The organism is Streptomyces sp. NPDC111656, assembly GCF_055656965.1.
Genome location: NZ_JBVKCA010000004.1, coordinates 581,687 through 602,539, shown reverse-complemented (window position 1 = coordinate 602,539; position 20,853 = coordinate 581,687). Strand labels below are relative to the sequence as shown.

21 protein-coding genes are annotated in these 20,853 nt (G+C 71.5%); 12 read left to right on the top strand and 9 right to left on the bottom strand.

Features of this window, described 5'->3' with window-relative positions; genetic code table 11:
* Positions 1-8 precede the first annotated feature (8 nt).
* Both ACZ7M3_RS16110 and ACZ7M3_RS16105 read right to left on the bottom strand, forming a co-directional pair.
* Complete coding sequence (locus ACZ7M3_RS16110; RefSeq protein WP_472063841.1) at positions 9-749, bottom strand: bifunctional DNA primase/polymerase; 741 nt, start codon at positions 747-749, stop codon at positions 9-11.
* A gap of 169 nt (positions 750-918) precedes the next feature.
* Entirely contained in the window at positions 919-1,584 is a 666-nt protein-coding gene (locus ACZ7M3_RS16105; RefSeq protein WP_472063839.1) for a TetR/AcrR family transcriptional regulator, read from the bottom strand.
* A gap of 402 nt (positions 1,585-1,986) precedes the next feature.
* Here ACZ7M3_RS16105 and ddaH point away from each other — a divergent pair, with 402 nt between their 5' ends.
* On the top strand, positions 1,987-2,808 hold the full coding sequence (gene ddaH, locus ACZ7M3_RS16100) for a dimethylargininase (protein ID WP_355623291.1): 822 nt from the start codon (positions 1,987-1,989) through the stop codon (positions 2,806-2,808).
* A 26-nt stretch (positions 2,809-2,834) separates the two neighbouring features.
* Here the strand turns inward: ddaH and ACZ7M3_RS16095 are convergent, their stop codons facing one another.
* From ACZ7M3_RS16095 to ACZ7M3_RS16085, 3 genes are all read right to left on the bottom strand, one after another.
* Positions 2,835-3,830, bottom strand: a complete 996-nt coding sequence (locus ACZ7M3_RS16095) for a small ribosomal subunit Rsm22 family protein (RefSeq protein WP_351536148.1) — start codon at positions 3,828-3,830, stop codon at positions 2,835-2,837.
* A 302-nt stretch (positions 3,831-4,132) separates the two neighbouring features.
* On the bottom strand, positions 4,133-5,242 hold the full coding sequence (locus tag ACZ7M3_RS16090; RefSeq protein ID WP_472063837.1) for a serine hydrolase domain-containing protein: 1,110 nt from the start codon (positions 5,240-5,242) through the stop codon (positions 4,133-4,135).
* A gap of 17 nt (positions 5,243-5,259) precedes the next feature.
* Complete coding sequence (locus ACZ7M3_RS16085) at positions 5,260-6,624, bottom strand: multidrug effflux MFS transporter (protein WP_472063835.1); 1,365 nt, start codon at positions 6,622-6,624, stop codon at positions 5,260-5,262.
* Positions 6,625-6,734: 110 nt separating this feature from the next.
* Between ACZ7M3_RS16085 and ACZ7M3_RS16080 the strand changes: the two genes are divergently transcribed.
* The gene (locus tag ACZ7M3_RS16080) at positions 6,735-7,742 is read left to right on the top strand and encodes a Gfo/Idh/MocA family protein (RefSeq protein WP_351293195.1); all 1,008 of its coding nucleotides are present in this window, start codon (positions 6,735-6,737) and stop codon (positions 7,740-7,742) included.
* Positions 7,743-7,853: 111 nt separating this feature from the next.
* Positions 7,854-8,639 carry an SDR family oxidoreductase gene (locus ACZ7M3_RS16075; protein WP_472063833.1) on the top strand — a complete coding sequence of 262 codons (786 nt, stop codon included), beginning with the start codon at positions 7,854-7,856 and terminating at the stop codon, positions 8,637-8,639.
* 287 nt (positions 8,640-8,926) lie between these two features.
* On the opposite strand, the gene ACZ7M3_RS16070 is transcribed toward ACZ7M3_RS16075, so the two are convergent.
* The gene (locus ACZ7M3_RS16070) at positions 8,927-10,150 is read right to left on the bottom strand and encodes a D-alanyl-D-alanine carboxypeptidase family protein (protein ID WP_472063831.1); all 1,224 of its coding nucleotides are present in this window, start codon (positions 10,148-10,150) and stop codon (positions 8,927-8,929) included.
* A gap of 337 nt (positions 10,151-10,487) precedes the next feature.
* Between ACZ7M3_RS16070 and ACZ7M3_RS16065 the strand changes: the two genes are divergently transcribed.
* Positions 10,488-11,969, top strand: coding sequence for an ABC transporter permease (locus tag ACZ7M3_RS16065; protein ID WP_472063829.1), 1,482 nt, complete (start codon positions 10,488-10,490; stop codon positions 11,967-11,969).
* Positions 11,970-12,070: 101 nt separating this feature from the next.
* The gene (locus ACZ7M3_RS16060; RefSeq protein WP_472063827.1) at positions 12,071-12,787 is read left to right on the top strand and encodes an ABC transporter ATP-binding protein; all 717 of its coding nucleotides are present in this window, start codon (positions 12,071-12,073) and stop codon (positions 12,785-12,787) included.
* A gap of 145 nt (positions 12,788-12,932) precedes the next feature.
* Here the strand turns inward: ACZ7M3_RS16060 and ACZ7M3_RS16055 are convergent, their stop codons facing one another.
* Entirely contained in the window at positions 12,933-13,259 is a 327-nt protein-coding gene (locus ACZ7M3_RS16055; protein WP_452967399.1) for a nuclear transport factor 2 family protein, read from the bottom strand.
* Positions 13,260-13,401: 142 nt separating this feature from the next.
* Between ACZ7M3_RS16055 and ACZ7M3_RS16050 the strand changes: the two genes are divergently transcribed.
* The 4 genes from ACZ7M3_RS16050 to ACZ7M3_RS16035 all read left to right on the top strand — a co-directional run bounded on the left by ACZ7M3_RS16050 (position 13,402) and on the right by ACZ7M3_RS16035 (position 16,682).
* Positions 13,402-13,947 carry a DoxX family protein gene (locus ACZ7M3_RS16050; RefSeq protein ID WP_472063825.1) on the top strand — a complete coding sequence of 182 codons (546 nt, stop codon included), beginning with the start codon at positions 13,402-13,404 and terminating at the stop codon, positions 13,945-13,947.
* Between the two features lie 59 nt (positions 13,948-14,006).
* On the top strand, positions 14,007-14,339 hold the full coding sequence (locus ACZ7M3_RS16045; protein WP_472063823.1) for a MazG-like family protein: 333 nt from the start codon (positions 14,007-14,009) through the stop codon (positions 14,337-14,339).
* Between the two features lie 103 nt (positions 14,340-14,442).
* Positions 14,443-15,837: a hypothetical protein gene (locus ACZ7M3_RS16040; protein WP_472063821.1), complete on the top strand. Its 1,395-nt coding sequence runs from the start codon at positions 14,443-14,445 to the stop codon at positions 15,835-15,837.
* 179 nt (positions 15,838-16,016) lie between these two features.
* Complete coding sequence (locus tag ACZ7M3_RS16035) at positions 16,017-16,682, top strand: histidine phosphatase family protein (RefSeq protein WP_261684370.1); 666 nt, start codon at positions 16,017-16,019, stop codon at positions 16,680-16,682.
* Positions 16,683-16,735: 53 nt separating this feature from the next.
* On the opposite strand, the gene ACZ7M3_RS16030 is transcribed toward ACZ7M3_RS16035, so the two are convergent.
* A complete protein-coding gene (locus ACZ7M3_RS16030; RefSeq protein WP_351293217.1) occupies positions 16,736-17,779 on the bottom strand; it encodes a LacI family DNA-binding transcriptional regulator in 1,044 nt (347 codons plus the stop codon).
* A gap of 20 nt (positions 17,780-17,799) precedes the next feature.
* Between ACZ7M3_RS16030 and ACZ7M3_RS16025 the strand changes: the two genes are divergently transcribed.
* The 3 genes from ACZ7M3_RS16025 (at position 17,800) to ACZ7M3_RS16015 (ending at position 19,799) form a co-directional block, all read left to right on the top strand.
* Positions 17,800-17,931 (top strand): hypothetical protein, encoded by a 132-nt coding sequence (locus tag ACZ7M3_RS16025; RefSeq protein ID WP_472063819.1) that lies wholly within the window; start codon positions 17,800-17,802, stop codon positions 17,929-17,931.
* Positions 17,928-18,692, top strand: coding sequence for an SDR family oxidoreductase (locus ACZ7M3_RS16020; RefSeq protein WP_450426820.1), 765 nt, complete (start codon positions 17,928-17,930; stop codon positions 18,690-18,692). Before ACZ7M3_RS16025 ends, ACZ7M3_RS16020 begins: the two co-directional genes overlap by 4 nt.
* Before the next feature lie 102 nt (positions 18,693-18,794).
* Positions 18,795-19,799, top strand: a complete 1,005-nt coding sequence (locus ACZ7M3_RS16015; RefSeq protein WP_472063817.1) for a Gfo/Idh/MocA family protein — start codon at positions 18,795-18,797, stop codon at positions 19,797-19,799.
* A 91-nt stretch (positions 19,800-19,890) separates the two neighbouring features.
* Here ACZ7M3_RS16015 and ACZ7M3_RS16010 read toward each other — a convergent pair whose 3' ends face one another.
* Positions 19,891-20,781, bottom strand: coding sequence for an NmrA family NAD(P)-binding protein (locus tag ACZ7M3_RS16010; RefSeq protein WP_472063815.1), 891 nt, complete (start codon positions 20,779-20,781; stop codon positions 19,891-19,893).
* Positions 20,782-20,853 lie beyond the last annotated feature (72 nt).

Genomic DNA, 20,853 nt, shown 5'->3' with positions numbered 1-20,853 from the left:
GCGGTGGGCTAGTTGCGGTGGGGCCAGGCTGCCAGCTGGTCGTCCGACTCGTTCTCGCCCGCGTAACGGGCGCAGGCGTCCGTCAGGGCCTCGAGCAGGCTCAGGGGGTCGGGGAGGGGGTGTTCCGGGCCCCGTACCCAGTCGACCGTCAGGCCGCCGGGGAGCTGGGCCGGCGGCACGAGGACGTACGAGCCTCGGCAGTGCCAGCGCAGACCGGGGTGCTCGTCCGTCGTCTCGGGGTGCGAGTCCAGCTCGCACGGCCACCACTCGTCCTCGTCCTCGGGCGTACCGCGGGTGAGTGTGAAGAAGAACATGCGGCCGTCGCCGCTCCGCGCGACGGGCCCCACCTCCACACCGGAGGCGAGCAGCTGCTCCAGCGCCTCGCGGCCCGCGTCCACGGGCACGTCGAGGACGTCGTGCACCATGCCGGTCGCGGTGATGAAATTGGCCTGCGGCTGATGCCGGACCCACCGCTCGATCTGGGCGCGGTCGGTCGTGGACTGGGTCTGCCAGGCGAAGGAGACGGGGTGGCGCGCGGGGGTGGGACAGCCGACGCGGTCACAGGAACAGCGGTAGCCGGAGGGGTACGCGGCCTGCGCGAGCGGCAGCCCCGCGGCGGCAGCGGCGATCAGCAGGGCCTCGCGCCCGCCGTCGGCAGCGATCTCCGTCGCACCCTTCGGACGGCGACCACGCAGCCACTGGGAGATCCTGCCCTGCGCACCGGAGCGGCGGCCGAACTCTGCGCTCATCAATCCCCTCGCCAAGCAGTTGTGCCGACAGCGGTCGTGTCGCGGCGTTCACGTCATTCACGTTCACGTCAGTCAATCGTGCCGACGAACGCCTTCAACAACCTCTATGGTCCCACCCTCCCGCGCCCCGAATGGACAGAGCCCCCCATCCGGGGCGCTTTGGCATGATTCATCCCCGTGGAGCGAGGCCGTACAGCGCGTAGTCGACGAGGGTGTCCGTATACGCGTACGAGATGGGGCCGGTGTGCTGGAGCCAGCGCTGCGCGAGCGGGGAGACGAAGAGTTCCAGGGCGATGCGGGGGTCGATGTCGGGGCGCACGTCGCCCCTGTCCTGGGCGGACCGCAGCCGCTTCACGTAGAGCTGGAGCTGGGGTTCGAGGAGCCCCGCCACGAACTCGGCGCCGAGCGGTTCGTTGACGAGGCCTTCGGCGGCCAGGGCGCGGGCGGGGATCTCGAACCTGGGGTCCAGCAGTTCGTCGACGGTGGCGCGCAGGACCTGCTTGAGGTCGGCCGCGAGATCGCCGGTGTCGGGGATGTCATACGACTCGTGGCCCGCCTCACGAGCGGTCCGCTCGCCGAGGTCCATGAAGGCGTCCAGGAGCACCGTGGCCTTCGACGACCACCACCGGTAGATCGTCTGCTTGCCGACGCCCGCGCGGGCGGCGATGCCCTCGATCGTGGTCTTGGGGTAGCCGACCTCGCCGACGAGGGCGAGAGCGGCGTCGAAGATCGCACGACGGGACCTCTCGCTGCGGCGGGTGGAGTCGGGAGTGGGCCTGGCAGGGGTGGGCTTGGCAGGGATGGGTTTGGCGGAGGGGCGGGGCGTGTGGGCCATGGGGCGAATTTAACAGGCTGACAAGACGGGACGTCTCGCGGTCGGCTGCGGGCCGGTGGGGGCTGGTCGCGCAGTTCCCCGCGCCCCTCAAGGGCGCTGGCGCGCGTCTTTCAGCCCGTCCGGCGTTTGAGGACGAGGCCGTTCAGGCCGATCGGGGGCCGGGGGCGGAGCCCCGGCTCAGGGGCGCGGGGAACTGCGCGATCGACCCCCACCGGCCCGCAGCCGACGAACCCACCCGGGGGTCTGGGGGCGGAGCCCCCAGGTGTGGATGGGACGGGTAGGGGCGGCGGGGGCGAGAACCGTCGTGGGCCTGCGAAGTCCACCCGTTCGCCAAGGGGCCGACGGGCCCCGCGGACCGCACCATGGGCATCACCTGCCCCTGCGGTACGTGAGGAGCCCTCCTTGCAGCCTCCCCGCCGCGCCACACCCCGGCGCTACCTGATGTGCCCACCCGCACACTTCGACGTCACCTACGCCATCAACCCGTGGATGAACCCCGCCAAGCCGGTCGACGTGCCGCTCGCCGTCGCCCAGTGGGAGGACCTGCGCAGCCGTTACCTCGCGCTCGGCCACACGGTCGAGGAACTCACCCCGCGCCCCGGCCTGCCGGACATGGTCTTCGCCGCGAACGGGGCGACGGTCGTCGACGGCCGGGTGCTGGGCGCCCGGTTCGCGCACCGCGAGCGCGAACCGGAGGCGGCGGCCCACCTGGAGTGGTTCCGCGCGCACGGCTTCCCGCACGTCCACGAGCCGGTCCACGTCAACGAGGGCGAGGGCGACTTCGCGGTCACCGCCTCCTACGTCCTCGCCGGCCGTGGCTTTCGCGCGAGCCCCCTCTCGCACGGCGAGGCCCAGGAGTTCTTCGCGCGACCGGTGATCGGGCTCGACCTGGTCGACCCCCGCTACTACCACCTCGACACCGCCCTCGCCGTCCTCGACGACACGACGGACGAGGTCATGTACTACCCGCCCGCCTTCTCCCCCGGTAGCCGGGAGGTGCTGCGGCGACTGTTCCCCGACGCGCTGATCGCCGGTGCCGAGGATGCCGCCGCGTTCGGCCTCAACGCGGTCTCGGACGGCCTGCACGTGCTGCTGCCGCAGGCCGCGACGGGGCTCCTCGGTCCGCTGCGGGAACGTGGCTTCGAGCCCGTCGGCATCGACCTGAGCGAGCTCCTCAAGGGCGGCGGCAGCGTGAAGTGCTGCACACAGGAGCTGAGGTGTTGAGGAGCTGAGGAGCTGAGCCCCGGCTGCTAGTCCTCCGTGGGCGGCGGTGGCCAGGCGTCGCCCCAGTCCGCGTCGCGGGCCGCCCGGTACAGCGGCCCGTGACGCTTGGTCACCGTCTCGCGGTGCAGGGCCTCGTCGGGGCCGCACAGGTCCAGGAGGACCTGGCCCTTGCGGATCTGCGGCTTGCGTACGACGCGGGAGGGCGCCGGGGTCGGCGGGAAGCGGGTGGCGGCGACGTAGCTGAACTTCTCGTCCTCGTACGGCAGGGAGCCGCCCTTGACCTGACGGTGCAGGGAGGAACGCGCGACCCGGGCGGAGAAGTGGCACCAGTCCTCGCCGGGGACGATCGGGCAGGCCGCGCTGTGCGGGCAGGGGGCGGCGACGTGGAACCCGGCGGAGATCAGACGGTCCCGCGCCTCGATGACACGCGCGTAGCCGTCGGGCGTACCGGGCTCGATGATCACGACGGCCTGGGCGGCGGTCGCGGCGGCGGTCACGACGGAGGCGCGGTCGGCGTCGGTGAGCTCGCCGAGGACGTAGGAGACGGTGACGAGATCAGTGCTCTCGATGGTGAGCGCCGATCCGATACGAGAGCGGTGCCATGCGGCGGACTTCAGCTCCGGGTTCGCCGCGGCGATCTCGCGGCCCAGCGCGAGGGCGGGCTCGGCCCAGTCGAGCACGGTCACGGGGCGGGCGCCCTCCCAGGTCGCGTTCACCGCCCAGGTCGCGGCGCCCGTGCCGCCGCCGACGTCCACGTGGCTCGCCGGCGTCCACTGCGGGACCGCGTCCGCGAACGCCTCCAGCGCCGATCGCACCGCCTCGAATGTCGCCGGCATGCGGTAGGCGGCGTACGCGACCACGTCCGAGCGGTCGCGGAGGACCGGGGTGTGGGTGGGGGTCGTTCCCCGGTAGTTCGCGATCAGCCGGTCGACCGCCTGTGTGGCCGCCTTCGGCGGGAGGCCGTCGAGGAGTCCGGCGAGGGCGGTACGCAGGGTCTCGGCGGGATGTACGGGGACGTTCACCCACCGATTCTACGGTCGCCACAACGGGTCCCTCGCCCCCGCCGCCCCTACCCGTCCCAACCCGACCCGGGGGCTCCGCCCCCAAACCCCCGATCGGCCTCAACGGCCTCGTCCTCAAACGCCGGACGGGCTGAAAACGAGGGCCGGGGTGGGTGGGGTGCGGTCACCGGCCTCGCCCTGGAACGCCGGCCGACCCAGGGCTTTTAGGGGCGCGGGGAACTGCGCGACCAGCCCCCACCGGGCCGCAGCCGAACGACTACCGACCCGCCACAACGCACCCGCAGGCGAACAGAACCCCCGGCTCACGCACCCCGTACCGCCCGCGCCACCCGCGTCGCCGCCTCCGCCCGGGGCGCGCTGTCCGGCGCGTGTCGGCGGGGATGCACCGTGTTCGCGAGGAGCACCAGGAACGTGTCCGTCGCGGGGTCCAGTACAAGGGACGTACCGGTGAAACCGGTGTGCCCCGCGGCGCCGCGCCCGGCCAGCGCACCCATGAACCAGGGCTGGTCGACGGCGAAGCCGAGGCCCGGCGGGGTGAGCATCAGCTCGACGAGGTCGGGGCCGAGGATGCGGGCGGGGCCGTAGGAGCCGCCCGCGAGGAGGGTCCGGCAGAAGATCGCCAGGTCGTGGGCCGTGGAGAAGAGCCCCGCGTGCCCGGCCACCCCACCGAGCGCCCACGCGTTCTCGTCGTGCACGACCCCCCGCAGCATCCCCCGGTCCGCCTTGGCCCACGGCCGCCGCTGGTCCTCGGTCGCCGCCGCCCCCGCGCACGGCCCGAAGGACGTGGCGGTCATCCCGAGCGGCCGGGTGATCCCGTCGCGGACGAGGACGTCGAGCGTGCGTCCGGTGACGCGTTCCAGGACGTGCTGGAGGAGGAGCAGGTTCAGGTCGGAGTAGACGTACTCGCCCGGCGGGGACGACGGGGCCTCGGCCCGCAGCAGGGCGAGGCGCGCCGCGTCGTCCGGGCAGTCGTACAGCGGGAGTTCGGGGCGCAGCCCTGAGGTGTGCATGAGCAGCTGTCGTACGGTGATGTCGTGGGCGGAGGCCGCGCGGAACTCCGGCAGATACGCCCCCACCCGCGCGTCGATCCCCAGCGTGCCCCGCTCCAGCTGCTGCACGGCGGCGACCGCGGTGAACAGCTTGGTGAGGGAAGCCAGGTCGAAGGGGGTGTGGACGGTCATCGGCCGCCGGTCCCCGGGTGGCAGTTCGACCCCGGTGTCGGTCTTCTCGTCGTACGAGGAGTAGCGCACGGCCCAACCCGCCGCCTCCTCGACGGCGATGACCGGGCCGCGGCCTGCGACCAGCACGACGCCCGCCGTCCAGGGGCGCGGCCCACGGGTGAGGGTGCGGACGTCTCGTACGAGGTGGCGCAGTTCCGTCGGGTCGAGTCCGGCCCGTTCCGGGGTGTCCACGCGCAGTCTCGGTGCGCTCAGCTGCCCGCCGCCTTTCCGTCCACGGTGTGTCCCGTCTGCCAGGGACGGCACAGTCCCACGAAGAAGGCGATGGCCACCAGTACCGCCGCCAGTTGGACGACGGCCATCGGGACCGCGGTGTGCTCACCGGCGATGCCGACGAGCGGGGAGGCGATGGCGCCGATGAGGAAGGAGGAGGTGCCGAGCAGCGCGGACGCGGAACCGGCCGCGTGCCGTACCCGCATCAGGGCCAGCGCCTGGGTGTTGGGCATGGCGAGGCCCATGGCGGACATGAGGACGAAGAGGGCAGCGGCCACCGGGACGAGGCCTGCCCTGCCGAAGACGCCCGTGGAGAGCAGGAGCAGCGCCGTCGCGGCGAGGGCGATGAGGGCGAGGCCGACCGCGAGGACCTTGTCGAGGCTGACCCGGCCCACGAGGATCTTGCCGTTGATCTGGCCGACGATCACCAGGCCGACGGAGTTGATCCCGAAGAGCAGGCTGAAGGTCTGCGGGGAGGCGCCGTAGATCTCCTGGATCACGAAAGGAGAGGCGCTGATGTAGGCGAACAGTGCCGCGAAGGCGAAGCCGCCCGCCAGCGTGTAGCCGGTGAAGACGCGGTCGGCGAGCAGTCCGCGCATGGCACGCAGCGCCTCACCGACGCCGCCGCCGTGGCGCTGCGCGGGCTCGAGGGTCTCGGGGAGCTTCGTCCAGACGAGCGCGGTGAGTGCGATGCCGACCGCCGTGAGGAGGACGAACACGCCCCGCCAGTCGGTGGCGCGCAGGATCTGGCCGCCGATGAGGGGCGCGACGACGGGGGCGACGCCGGAGATCAGCATGAGGGTGGAGAAGAAGCGGGCCATCGCCATGCCGTCGTACAGGTCGCGTACGACGGCTCGCGCGATCACGATGCCGGCGGCGCCCGCGAGGCCCTGGGCGAGGCGGAAGGCGACGAGGAGTTCGACGTTCGGGGCGAGGGCGCACAGGGCGGTGGCGAGGACGTAGACGATCAGGCCGACGAGGAGCGGGCGTCTGCGGCCCCACTTGTCGCTCATCGGTCCGACGACGAGCTGGCCGAGCGCCATCCCGGCGAGGCAGGCGGTCAGCGTGAGCTGGACGGTGGCGGCGGGGGCGTGCAGTGCGCGGGTGACCTCCGGCAGGGCCGGGAGGTACATGTCCATCGACAGCGGGGGCGTGGCGGTGAGTCCGCCGAGGATCAGGGTGACGAGGAGTCCGGTGCGGCGCAGGGCACCGGGGTCCGGCGCTTCGGGCGCCGCCGGTACGTCGGCCACCGCCGGTGCGTCGGTCACCGCCGTGTTCGGTATGTGCCCCTCCGGGGCCTCCGGGCCCTTCGGGTCCCGCCTGGTGTGCCCGCGCTCGGGCATGAGCCCCTCCCTCTTCGAGTAATCCGCCACCTATGCTCTCAGTTCGAACGGAGTGTTCGGGGTCACAGAACTTCACGTGGCAGAGCGAGTGGCAGAGCGAAGGGCCGGGAATGACGGGCGTGGGCGAACGGGTGCGGTGGGGGATTCTGGCGACCGGCGGGATCGCGGCGGCCTTCACGGCGGATCTGGTGGACATGCCGGACGCCGAGGTCGTGGCCGTGGCCTCGCGGACGGACGCCTCGGCGAAGGCGTTCGCCGAGCGGTTCGGGATTCCGAGGGCGTACGGGGACTGGGCCTCGCTCGCGGCGGACGAGGACGTCGACGTCGTGTACGTCGCCACTCCGCACTCGGCGCACCGGGTCGCCGCCGGGATGTGTCTGGAGGCGGGGCGCCATGTGCTGTGCGAGAAGGCGTTCACGCTGAACGTGCGCGAGGCGGAGGAACTGGTCGCGCTCGCCAAGGAGCACGACCGCTTCCTCATGGAGGCCATGTGGATGTACTGCAATCCGCTGGTCCGGCGACTCAAGGACCTCGTCGACGACGGCGTGATCGGTGAAGTCCGCACGATTCAGGCCGACTTCGGAATCAATGGCCCGTTCCCGCCGTCGCACCGGCTGCGGGATCCCGCGCAGGGCGGTGGCGCGCTGCTCGATCTCGGCGTGTATCCGGTGTCGTTCGCGCAGTTGTTGCTGGGGGAGCCCTCGGGCATCACCGCGAGAGCGGTGCTCTCCGACGAGGGCGTCGATCTCCAGACCGGAGCACTGCTCACCTGGGAGAGCGGCGCTCTCGCCTCGGTGCACTGCTCCGTCAACGGCGGCACCCCCGTCTCCGCCTCCGTCACCGGTTCCCAGGGCCGCATCGACATCCCGGGCGGTTTCTTCTTCCCGGACCGGCTCGTGCTGCACCGCGACGGCCGCGACCCCGAGGAGTTCACGGCCGACCCGGCGCACGGCCCGCGCACCAGCCTCAAGCACGAGGCCGCCGAGGTGATGCGCGCCCTGCGGGCCGGCGAGAAGGAGTCACGGCTCGTCCCCCTGGACGGCAGCCTCGCCGTGATGCGGACGCTCGACACGATCCGCACCCAGATCGGCGTCCGCTACCCCGGAGAGACCGACTAGGACGGTCCAACTAGGGTCCAACAGAACGTCCGACCAGAACGGTCCGCCCGGGACGGTCCGACCACGGCGCCGACACCGCACGGCAGCCCCTCCCGATTACGCTGCGGGCCCATGAATGCCCTCAACGACTCGAACGCCCTGCCCGCCTCGCAGGCGAAGATCGCGGTGGTGACCGGCGCGGGCTCCGGCATCGGCCGTGCGGTGGCCGTCGAACTGATGCGCACCGGCTGGTCGGTGGCGCTCGCCGGACGCAAGCCGGAGAAGCTGGAGGAGACGGCCGCCCTCGTCCCCGAGGCGCCCTCCCTCGTCGTACGCACCGACGTCTCGCGCCCCGACGACGTGGCGGCCCTGTTCGACGCCGCGCGCGAGCGCTTCGGGCGGCTGGACCTGCTCTTCAACAACGCGGGGACGTTCGGGCCCGGCGGTGTGCCGGTCGAGGAACTGCCGTACGAGGCATGGCTGCACGTCGTGAACACGAACCTCAACGGCGCCTTCCTGTGCGCGCAGGCCGCGTACCGGCAGATGAAGGAGCAGGACCCGCGGGGCGGCCGGATCATCAACAACGGCTCGATCTCGGCGCACACGCCCCGCCCGCTGTCGGTGGCGTACACGGCGACCAAGCACGCGCTGACGGGGCTGACCAAGTCGCTGTCCCTGGACGGGCGTCCGTACCGGATCGCCTGCGGTCAGATCGACATCGGCAACGCGGCGACCGACATGACCGAGCGCATGCGGACCGGAGCGTTGCAGGCCAACGGGGAAACGGCGGTCGAGCCGGTGATGGACGTGGCGGACGTGGCACGCACGGTGCGGCACATGGCCGAGCTGCCGCTGGAGGCGAATGTGCAGTTCGCGACGGTACTGGCCACCGCGATGCCGTACGTCGGGCGCGGCTGACGGGCCCCGGACAGCTCGTCGACGGCTCGTCAACGGCTCAACCTACACAAACGGAAGCTGAACCTCCGTACCGTACGGGCCGGTGGCGGGCTTATGCTCGTGGCTTCTCCACCAGAGCTTCACACTTGGAGTGGAGGACTTCGGTACGACCACGGTCCACACCGAGGGGGGTGGTGGCAGCCGTTCCGCGGCCCGGGTGGGGGTGGACCTCGCGTGGGACCGCGAGGTGAGCTCCGGGCCTCGGAACGGCTGTCCCAATAACGGCCGCCCCCCAGCGGCCACCGCGGTCAGCCCTGGTGACGTTCCTGACCGTCCTGACGTTCCCGGCATCCCTCAGGGGCCTCGATCTCGTCCCCCACCACACGCCGCCGCCTGCGCCACGCGTACGCCCCGCCCGCGAGCAGCGCGACCGCTCCCCCTGCCCCGCCGACCAGCCCCCACGACGACGAGCCGCCGTCGCCCGCGGCCGTCGCGGGCGCTCCGGCCGCCGCCTTGGCCGCCTTCCGGGTGGGGGCCGCGGAGGCGCCGCCCTCGCTGATCGGATCGACGAGGGTGCCCACGGACCGGGCCTTCGCGCCCTCCTTGAACCCCCAGTCGAGCAGCGCGGCCGTCTCCTCGTAGACGCCGCTGCCGCCGCTCTTGGGGTGCATCACGGTGACGAGGAGGGTCCGCCCGCCACGGGTCGCGGCGCCGGTGAAGGTGTTGCCGGCGTTGCTGGTGTAGCCGTTCTTCACGCCGATGAGTCCGTCGTACGTCGGCACACCCCACGCCCCCGTCAGCAGACGGTCGGTGTTCTGGATCTGGAAGGTCTTCTTGTCGCCCGCCGGGAAGTTCGCGGTCTTCGTGTGGCAGTAGGCGCGGAAGTCGGCGTCCGCGAGGCCGTGGCGGGCGAAGAGCGTCAGGTCGTACGCGGACGACACCTGCCCCTTGTGGTCGAAGCCGTCGGGGCTGACCACATGGGTGTCCAGGGCCTGCAGGTCCTGCGCCTTGGCCTGCATCTGGGCGACCGTCCTGGCGAGGCCGCCGTTCATGTGGCTGAGGACGTGCACCGCGTCGTTGCCGGAGCGCAGGAAGACGCCCAGCCACAACTGCTCGACGGTGTAGGTGATGCCGGGCTTGACGCCGACCATGCTGGAGCCCGCGGGGATGTCGGCGAGGTCGGCGTCGGTCACCCGGTGCCGCTCGGTCCGCTCGAAGTTCTTCAGCACGGTGTCCGCGAAGAGCATCTTCAGCGTGGAGGCGGGCGCCAGATGCGTGTGCGCGTGGTACGAGGCGAGCACCTCGCCGCTCTGATGGTCGGCGACGAGCCAGGAGCGGGCGGTGAGCCGCTTGGGCAGCCCCGCGGCGCCGCGCACCTGGACGCCGGCGCGGACGAGCCGCTCACCGCCGATCACGGGCGTGGCGGCCGACGCCGGAGAGGCCGCGGCCAGCGGGACCGCCGCGGCGAGGCCGAGGACGGCACGGCGGGACAGCCGAGCGGCACGCGGGGGGACGGGAGAGGAATCACGCATCCCGGGACCGTACAAAAGAAGTTCACGGATCCGTACGCCGGGGTCTCGAAGTCGCCACGCGTCGGGGTCCCAAAGAAAGGCCACAGCGCACCCAAAGGCAGGACAAGGGAACACCCCTGCCCGTACGTCCGGCCGACTCCTGCCCTCAGCACCCCACCCAACAGGGGTTTCCTGGCAATAGCCCCTCCGGACCTTAGGAATCAGCTGTCTTACGGAATATTGATTCCGGGCCCTACTTTCTCAGCTCTCACACATCTCTTACTCAGCCCCGCTCAAAGGTTCCTCCATAGCTTGTGGCCGCGCCCACAGCGGGCGCCAAGAACCTTTGGGGAACGGGATGTTTGGCATCTATCTCAAGCGTGAGCTGAGCCGGCGCAAGAAGGCGGCCCTGGTGATCGCCATGGGTCTGGCGCTCGGTATCGCGCTGGTCATCACCGTCAACTCGGTGTCGGCCGGCATGCAGCAGGCACAGGACAAGGTCCTGAAGTCGCTGTACGGGCTCGGCACCGACATGACGGTGACCAAGGCCCAGGCGGCGCCTTCGAGCAACTCGTCCGGCAGACCGAAGTTCGACTTCGACGCCAAGTCGAGCAGCTCCACCAAGCAGAGCTCGGACCGCGTGATGACGCAGGGCGGACAGTCCCTGGCCTCCTCCCTGGTCACCAAGGTCTCCGCGCAGAAGGGCGTGGCGAGCGCGGTGGGCGCGCTGAGCCTGAACGTCACCAAGGTCGACGGCTCCTTCACCCAGGGCACCGCGAAGTCCTCGACCTCCTCGGGGTCCGGCGGCTCCTCCCAGCAGGGCGGCCCCGGCGGCGGCCAGGGCGGCGGCAGCACGGGAGCGCCCCAGGTGCAGGGCGGCGGCGCCTCCTTCGACGTGAACTCCTACTCCGTCGCGGGCGTCGACGTCACCAACCAGGACCTCGGCCCGCTCGCCACCTCGAAGATCACCACGGGCAAGACCTTCACCGCGGCGCAGACCGACGCGAAGGTCGCGGTGCTCAGCAAGTCGTACGCCAAGGAGAACAAGTACACGGTCGGCAAGACCCTCACGATCTCCGGCACCAAGTACACGATCATCGGTATCGCGACGCCGGACAGCAGTGAGTCGACGACCGACGTCTACCTGCCGCTGAAGCAGGCGCAGACGCTGGGCGACGCGAAGAACAAGGTCACCACGATCTACGTCAAGGCGACCGACTCCAAGCAGATCACCACGGTCAAGACGACCATCCAGAAGAACATCTCGGGTACGACGGTCACCACCTCCGCCGACCTCGCCTCCACCGTCTCCGGCTCCCTGTCGACCGCCTCGAACCTGGCGACCAGCGTCGGCAAGTGGCTGTCCATCGCGGTGCTCGTGGCCGCGTTCCTGGTGGCGGCGCTGCTGACCTCCTCCGCCGTGTCCCGCCGGGTGCGTGAGTTCGGCACCCTCAAGGCGCTCGGCTGGCCCTCCCGCAAGGTCACCCGGCAGGTCGTCGGCGAGTCCGTCGTGAACGGTCTGATCGGCGGCGCGCTCGGCATCGCCATCGGCCTCGGCGCGGCGTACGCGGTGACGGCGATCAGCCCGAAGCTGACCGCGGAGCTCGGCAACACCGGTGGTGGCGGCGGTGGCGGCATGGGCGGCGGCCCCGGCGGCGGCGGTCCCGGGCAGCAGGCGGTCAAGAACACCATGGAGATCGCGCTCTCCGCGCCGGTCTCGGTGACCACCATCGCGCTCGCCGCGGGCCTGGCCATCGCGGGCGGTCTGATCGCCGGTGCGATGGGCGGCTGGCGCGCCTCGCGGATGCGTCCGGCGGACGCGCTGCGCAGCGTCTCCTAGTCCCCTCGGGCGACCCCGTTCGCGCCCTACCTCTTCCTCCTCTTCCTCCTCTTCCTCTCTCCCCTCCCACTTCAACGCCTGCTTCATCTTCGGAGAACCTCATGTACAAGCTCACCGGCGTCACCAAGCGCTACACGCGGGGCAAGGACACGGTGGAGGCGCTGCGTGGCATCGACCTCACCATCGAGGACGGCGACCAGCTCGTCATCCAGGGCCCCACGGGTGGCGGCAAGTCCACCCTGCTCCAGATGATCGGCGGCCTGGACCGTCCCTCCGCCGGCAGCGTCGAGCTGGACGGCGTCGACCTCGCCTCCATCAGCGAGGCCAAGCTGACCCGGCTGCGCGCCGAGAAGATCGGCATCATCTTCCAGTCGTTCAACCTCATCCCGACGCTGACCGCGCAGGAGAACGTCGAGACCGCGCTCGTACCGCTCGGGGTGAAGCCCGCGGAGCGGCGCAGGCGGGCCGCCGAGGCCCTGGGCTCGGTCGGCCTCGGCGACCGCGTCGGCCATGCGCCGAGCGAGCTGTCGGGCGGTCAGCAGCAGCGTGTCGCCATCGCCCGCGCGCTGGTCAAGAAGCCGAAGGTACTCCTCGCGGACGAGCCGACCGGCAACCTCGACGAGGGCACCCGCGACGACATCATGGGTCTGCTGGAAGGGCTGTGGCACGAGTACGGGCTGACCTTCATCATGGTCACCCACGACTCGTCGATCGCCCGCCGGGCGCCGCGCCTGGCGACCATCAAGGCCGGGCAGATCACCCTGACCGAGCAAGGGGGTCGGCGCCCCCTGTCCCAGCAGCAGTACGTCCAGCAGTAGGCGCGCCCCGGGGCCGCTCCCCGTCCCAGCACACGGTCGGCCTCGGCCGACTGCGCGACGGTGAGCGGCCCCATGGCCAGCAGGCTGCGGTTGATGCTCGCGAGGTCGGAACTCCTCGCAATTGCCATGGAGTTGGACGGTCGGGCTACGCCTGGCCGGTCTCGAAGCGGGTGATCCTGCCGCCGTCGTCGACGATGAAGCTCCACCTCGTCTTCATCTCGCCCCAAGTGTCGTTGTTGTAGCGGGCGATGAGGGCACGGCCGCCGTTCGACTCGTTGTCGACCTCCATGTGGCCGCGGGAGGAGAAGATCTCCCGATCGGTCCAGTCGGCGAGGTCGCGGTCGGCACCGTCGTCGGACATGGTCGCGTCGGGTGCGAGGACGGCCCGGAAGGCGTCACGGTCATGGGCGTTCACAGCGGTGACGAAGGCCCGGACGGCCGGGTCGCTGAGTTTCGCTACCTGAATCGTCATGGGAGTCACCCTCACACCGGTCCCGGGCGCCCGCCACCCGAACGACACCCCGAACACGTCGGTCACACGTCATCGGTGCGACGGTGGAGACACGGGAGGGACCGTTGACCGTCGCCGCCGTCCGTCTGCCCTGGGAGCCACCGTGACCTGTTACGACCGAAGTGATCTGGGACTGCTGCTGCTCCGTCTGGGCACGGGCGGCGTGCTGGCCGCGCACGGGACGCAAAAGCTGTTCGGCTGGTTCGGCGGGGGCGGCCTCGAGGGGACCGGGACCGCCATGGAGGCCATGGGCTACACGCCCGGCAAGGCGAGCGCGGTGGCGGCGGGGCTGGCCGAGGCCGGCGGAGGCACCCTGCTGGCGCTGGGCCTCGCGACCCCCGCGGCGGGTGCGGCGGCGGCCGGGGGGATGGTGGGCGCGGCCGCGGTGCATCTGCCCAACGGGTTCTTCGCGATGAACGGCGGCTACGAGTACGCCGCGCAGCTGGCCCTGACGGCGGCGGGCCTCGCGGTGGCGGGCCCCGGCCGCCTCTCGCTGGACCACGCGCTCGGCAACACCGTGAACCGCGGCTGGATGGTCCCCATGGCGCTCGGCGTGACGGCGGCGGCCACGCTGGCCGTGGTGGGCGCCCGGAACAAGAGGGTGCGTCAGGCGGCCGAGGGCAAGCAGGAGGCTCTGTTCGAGGAGTAGGCGCAGGAGCGGGGGTACGTGTGGGCCGGGGCGCACGGTCGGTGCGGGAAGCTTGCCCCATGGCTGATGACGACGTATGGGAATCCATCGACCGCCTGCACTCCTGGCTGGACGCCCACCGCACGCACGGCGGCCAGGAGGGCCTGCTGCTGCGCATCCTGAAACTGTCGGAGGAGGTCGGCGAGGTCGCCGAGGCGGTGATCGGCGCGACCGGCCAGAACCCGCGCAAGGGTGCCAGCCACACCTGGGACGACGTACGGTCCGAGCTCTGCGACGTCGTCATCACGGCGCTGATCGCCCTGCGCACCCTGACGCCGGACGCGCGCGAGGTCTTCCTGACCCATCTGGCGGGCGTCACGGAGCGATCGCTCGGGACGGATCCAACTCCGTGAGCCGCGCCCGCACTTGTTCACCCCGTGGACGCGTGCGGGCCGTCGACAGTTGGTGGGGACGGCCGAGCCTTCTCGTCGACATCACGCCGACGAAAGGGTCCCCGTGCAGGACTACCTTCTCCCCCGTGGCCGCAGGACGCTCGCCGTCGCCAGTGGGGTGCTCGCGCTCGCCGTCACGGGGCTGGGAAGCCAGGCCCGAGCGGCGAGTTTCGGGACGCCGACGCTGTCGCTGTCGGCGGCCTATCTGTCCGGCGCGGTGGGGGCGAGCGGAGATCCGGTCGTGAAGGTGACGGTCGCTCAGAGCGGCGCGGACGCCGGAGCGCTGACGGTCACGGTGACCAAGAGCAGCAAGACCTCCGTGGCGACCACCGGCGACGTCACGGTCACCGGCACCGGCGCCGCCCGCCAGGTCGCCGTCGCCGCGCGCGGCCGGGGCTACACCGACCTGACCGTGAAGGTCACCGGCGTGGACGGCAAGACCGCCACCAAGACCCTGCACTACGCCGCGTCGGCCGCCGTCCAACAAGCCGCGAACAGCAGGTACTTCACGGGTTCCAGCGACGCCTCCGCCGCCGTGGACGTCGGGGGCGGCTATGCGGTGGTGGCGGACGACGAGTCCAACACCCTGCGCCTGTACGACCGTTCGGCCTCGGGCGCGCCCGTGAAGACCTGGGACTTCAGCTCGAACCTCGGTGTCTCGAAGGAGATCGACATCGAGGGCGCCACGCGCGTCGGCGACACGATCTACTGGACGGGCTCACCGGGCAACAACAAGGACGGCGAGTACAAGTCCGCCCGCAACACCGTCTTCACCACCAAGGTCAGCGGTTCGGGCGCGGCGACCGTGCTGTCGTACGGCGGCTCGTACGGCGAGCTCCGCGACGACCTCGTCGCCTGGGACGAGGCCCACGGCGACCGCTACGGCTTCGCGGCGGGCACCGCCGACGGCCAGGTCCCCAAGCAGATCGACGGGTTCAACGTGGAGGGGCTGGAGTTCGCGCCGGGGTCGACGACGACCGCGTACCTCGGCTTCCGCGCGCCGCTCGCCCCGGCGGTCGTCGGCGGCAAGGCGCTCCTCGTGCCCGTCACGAACATCGACAAGGTGGTCGGCAGCGGCGCCACGGCTGTCTTCGGGACGCCGATCGAGCTGGACCTCGGCGGCCTCTCCGTGCGTGACCTGCGCAAGAACGCCGCGAACCAGTACCTGATCGTCGCGGGCTCCTGGGCCGCCGACGACAACTCCGACCCGTACGCCCTCTACTCCTGGGACGGCGACCCGGCGCACGCCCCGGTCAAGCGGCTCGACCTGCCCACCTCGGACCCGGGTGGCTGGGAGTCGGTCGTCGACGTCCCGGACCTCACCGTTCCCGGCGCCCGCGCCCAGCTGATCACCGACGACGGCTCCGCCGACCTGTACGGCGACGGCACGGAGGCCAAGGACCTCACCCACCCCGAGTGGAAGAAGTCCCGGGCGACCTGGTTCACGATCGGCGGCTGAGGCACGGGGCCGGGCGGCCGGGGCACGGGGCGGCTCTGCTCTGCGGGGCGGCTCTGCTCTGTGGGGCCACTCCGTCCTGCGGGGCGGCTCTGCCCCGCAGCACGACTCTTCCCCGCAGGGCTTGCCCTGACCGCCCGGGCCGCCGCGTCCGTCGTAGCGCCGTCTGAGAAGGTGACCGTATGCGCCTGATCCTCATCCGCCACGGCCAGACCCCGTCCAACGTGGCGTTCCTCCTGGACACCGCCGTCCCCGGACCGGGTCTGACCGACCTCGGCGAGAAGCAGGCCGCCGCGCTGCCCCAGACGCTCGCGGACGTGGACATCGACCTGCTGTACGTCTCCACGCTGACCCGCACCCAGCTGACGGCCGCCCCGCTGGCGGCCGCCCGCGGCCTCGAGGTGGTCGTACGGGACGGCATCCGTGAGCTGGAGGCCGGGGACCTGGAGATGATGCGCGGCGACACCGAGGCGGCCAGGACGTACTTCACGACGGCGTTCGCCTGGGTGGCCGGGGACACCGGACTGCGGATGCCGGGCGGCGAGAACGGCATCGAGGCGCTGGGCCGTTTCGACGCGGTGGTCGCGGAGGCCGCGGCGACCGGCGCGGGCAGCGTCGCCATGGTCAGCCACGGCGCCGCGATCCGGGTGTGGACGGCGGCTCGGGCGCACAACGTCGACATGTCCTTCGCGACCGAACACCGGCTGGACAACACCGACATCGTGATCCTGGACGGCTCCCCCGAGGACGGCTGGACGGCGCTGTCCTGGGCGGGCACGGACATCGGCGGCGCGGCGCACGCGCGGGAGAGCGGCCCCGCGGGGCAGCCGTTGGGCCCGACGGCGTAGACGTCCGCCTGTCCCCGCGGGTACGGGATCCGTCCCCCGCGGGTAGGGGATTCTCACACCGACGGCACGGTCACGTTGTACGGCGGCATGTTGTACGGCGTCACCACCTGGATCGCCGACGGCAGGAACGGACCCTCGTCCGGCAGCGCCTGCTGGGCCCGCATGATGGTCTGGCAGGCGCGCCGCATGTCCTGGCGCAGGTCGTGGTGGAGCACCGCGGACAGCTTCCCCTCCGCCAGCAGCCGGGTGTTGTCGTGGTCCAGGTCGTGCGCGACGAAGGCCAGCACTCCCCGGCCGAGCGCCGCGAAGGCGTCGATGGTCGCGGTGTTGCCACCGCCGATGGAGTAGACGGCGTTGATCTCCGGATCCCGCTCCAGAGCCGCCAGGACCAGGGCCCGCTGGGTGGAGTCCAGCCCGTCGCTGTCCGTGACCTCGACCAGTCGGCGCAGGGGCCCGCCGCCGCGCATCCCGCTGCGGAAACCCATCTCGCGCTCCTCCTCGTTGCGGAAGGACCCCCGGCTGATCGTGACGAGCACATGGCCCGGACGGTCGGCGAGCCACTGGCGTATCAGGTAGGCGGCGGTGGCTCCGGCGGCCCGGTTGTCGATGCCGACGTACGCCAGCCGCGGGCTGCTGGGCAGATCCGTCACCAGCGTGACCACCGGGATGCCGGCCGCCACCAGCCGGCCGACCGCGGCGGTGACCTCGGGGACCTCCGGGGCCTTGAGGATCACTCCCTGAGAACCGCGCGCGGCGATCCTGTCGAGGTCCTTCACCAGCTCCGCCGCGGGGTCCGTCTCGCGGAAGTGGAACCGTGAGCGGACGACCGCCGGGTGCAGGGACGGCAGTTCGGCCTCCAGGGCGTCGCGCACCGCCGAGGAGAACCGCTCCGGGGTCTGCATCACGATGTCGATCATGAAGGTGCGGCCGCCGATGCGGACCTGGGTGCGCTGCCGGTCCAGGTCCTTGATGGCCTGCTGCACCTCCCGCGCCGTGCTCTCGCGCACGCCTCCGCGATGGTTGAGGACCCGGTCGACCGTCGCCTCGCTCAGACCGGCCTGCCGGGCGATCTCGCGGATCGTATACGGATGTCCCATGGGTTCCTTCGCTGCGTCCCGTGATCGGGGAGATCAAGATCGAGGAGATCAATGAGGGGTTTTTGATGGTTCTCTGCGGATTGATTGACGGTCCCGATCTCATGACACTGGCAGAAATGTCTCCGCGCCGGAAGGCGGCAGCACACTCATGAACCAACTGCTCGAGGACAAGGTCGTCCTCGTCAACGGTGGCAGCCAGGGCGTCGGCGCGGGCATCGTGCGCGCGGCGCTGCGCGAGGGCGCCACGGTCGCCTTCACCGGGCGCCGCACCGAGCTCGGCGAGAAGTTCGCCGCTGAGACCGGCGCCACGTTCGTACGGGCCGATCTGACCGATCCCGGGCAGGCGCGTGGCAGTGTCGAGCAGGTCGTGGCCGCCCACGGGCGGATCGACTGCCTGGTGAACGCGGCCGGGCTGACGTCACGCGGCACGCTCCTGGACACCACGCCGGAACTGTTCGACGCGCATGTGGCGATCAATCTGCGGGCGCCGTTCTTCGCGATGCAGGCCGCCGTCCAGCACCTGGTGGACCGCGGGGCGCCGGGGACCGTCGTCAACATCATCACGTCCGCCGCGCACGGCGGGCAGTCCTTCCTCGCCCCGTACGTCGCCGCCAAGGCCGGGCTCATGGGCCTCACCCGCAACGCCGCCCACGCGCACCGCTGGGACCGGGTCCGGATCAACGGCCTCAACATCGGCTGGACGGACACCGAGGGCGAGGAGGAGACCCAGCGCACCTTCCACGGCGCGGGCGACGACTGGCGCGAGGAGGCGGCGAAGACCCAGCCGATGGGCAAGCTGGGCCAGGTCGACGAGATCGCCGACTTCGTCGTCTTCCTGCTCTCCGACCGCAGTGGCGTGGTGACGGGCTCGGTCATCGACTGGGACCAGATCGTCTTCGGCGGACTCGACTGACCCCCTGTCCCTAACCGCACTCCCCCTCTCCCCCTCTCCCCACCTCCTCCCCCTCGCCCCTCCCTCGGCGGGCGCACCCTCACTGGCTTTAGGAGCAATCTCATGCGTATCGGCATCCTGGGACTGGGCCGGATCGGCGCCTTCCACGCGGCGACCCTCGCCGGACTCGACGCGGTGGACACCCTCGTCGTCAGCGACCCGGTGGCGGCGGCCACCGCGGCGGCGGTGGAGCGGTTCGGGGCGACGGCGGTGGACTCCCCCGAAGCGGTGCTCGCCGCCGGGGTCGACGGCATCGTCATCGCGGCCGCCACCGACGCGCACCCCGCGCTCATCCTCGCCGCGGTCAAGGCGGGCATCCCGGTGTTCTGCGAGAAGCCGGTGGCGCGGACCGTCGAGGAGAGCCTCGACGTGCTGGAAAGCGTCCGGGACAGCGGTGTCGAGGTGCAGATCGGCTACAACCGGCGCTTCGACGCGGGCTGTGTGGCCGCCCGCAAGGCCGTGGTGAGCGGCGAACTCGGCAAGCTGCACACCGTACGGTCCACCACGCTGGACCCGGCGCCGCCGCCCGCCGCGTACGTCGCGGTCTCCGGGGGCATCTTCCGTGACTGCGGCGTGCACGACTTCGACATCGTGCGCTGGGTCACGGGCCGCGAGGTGGTCGAGGTGTACGCGGCCGGTGGCAACCGGGGTGCCGAGTACATCGCCGAGGCGGGTGACGTCGACACCGCGTCCGCGATCCTCACCCTCGACGACGGCACCATCGCCCTGGTCTCCAACTCCCGTCACAACGCGCGGGGTTACGACGTCCGCCTGGAACTGCACGGCATGCGCGACAGCATCGCCGTGGGCCTGGAGGACAAGCTGCCGCTGCGTTCCGTCGAGCCGGGCGCCACCTTCCCGGCGGGCCCGCCGCACGACTTCTTCATGGACCGGTTCGCCCCCGCCTACCGCGCCGAACTCACCGCCTTCACGGAGGTCGTCGCGGGCCGCGCCACGTCGCCGTGCACGGTCGCGGACGCCATCGAGGCCGGCTGGATCGCCGAGGCGTGCGCCCTTTCGCTGGCCGAGCACCGTCCCGTACGCCTGGAGGAGGTACGCGAGGCCTGACCGCCGGACGCGGGAGGGCCGGACGGCGCGCCCGAAGACTCGGGGCCGCCGCCCGGCCCTTGTGCGTTGCGGCCCTCGTGCGTCGCAGCCGTCAGGCGAGAACAGCGGGCTTGAGGATCTCCTCGCACCACTGTCGGAACGTGGTGGGGGTGGTGGCCTCCGGGGTGCGCGGCTCGGCGTTGTCGAGGCCACGGTCCTTGGCCGTCACCATGTCCACCATGCCCTGCGCCATCGCCTCGGACATCCCGCGCCGCGTCAGCGTGTCCCTGAACGACTCGACGGGAACGTACTGGAACCGCACCTGCCTCCCCAGCACCTCGGACATGATCCGCGCCATGTCCTCGAAGGACAGGTCCTCGGGCCCGAGCACCGGGACCTCGCCCTGTCCGCTCCAGGAGTGGTCGAGCAGCAGCCCGGCGGCCACGGCGGCGATGTCGCGGGTGGCACAGGTCGGCGCCTTGAGATCGCCGGCGACGGGCTGGAAGAACACGCCCTCGCTCCTGATCGCCTCGACCTGGCGCAGCAGGTTGTCCATGAACGAGGGCAAAGTCAGCGCCCGATAGCCCACCCCCGTGCCCGCGATCAGGTCGTCCATCGCCAGGGACGCCGACACCAGCCCGGCGTTGCCGGGCACCCCGCGCCCCAGGGCCGAGATCCCCACGACCCGCCGAACCCCCCGCCTCTTGAAGGCGTCGCAAGCGGGCCCGCTGAAGTCCACATAGACGTCCTCGACCCGCGCGGCCCGCGGATTCGGCGGCGCCAGCCAAAAGACGCTGTCCGCTCCGGCGAACGCCGCGTCGACGACGTCGGGGTCGCCGTGCGAGCCGACCACGACCTCGACCCGCTCGCGCACCCGCGGCGAGAGCCGGGAGGGATCACGCGCGATCACCCGAACCAACTCCCCTCCACCGAGAACGTTGTCCAGGACGATGTCGAGAACCTGGCGGCCGATCTGCCCGGTGGGCGTAGTGATGACGATCACGAAAAGGAACCTCCTGAGGAACGGCGAACGGGCTGCCCGAACACCACACCCGGTCACTCTGCGCTCGCGGCA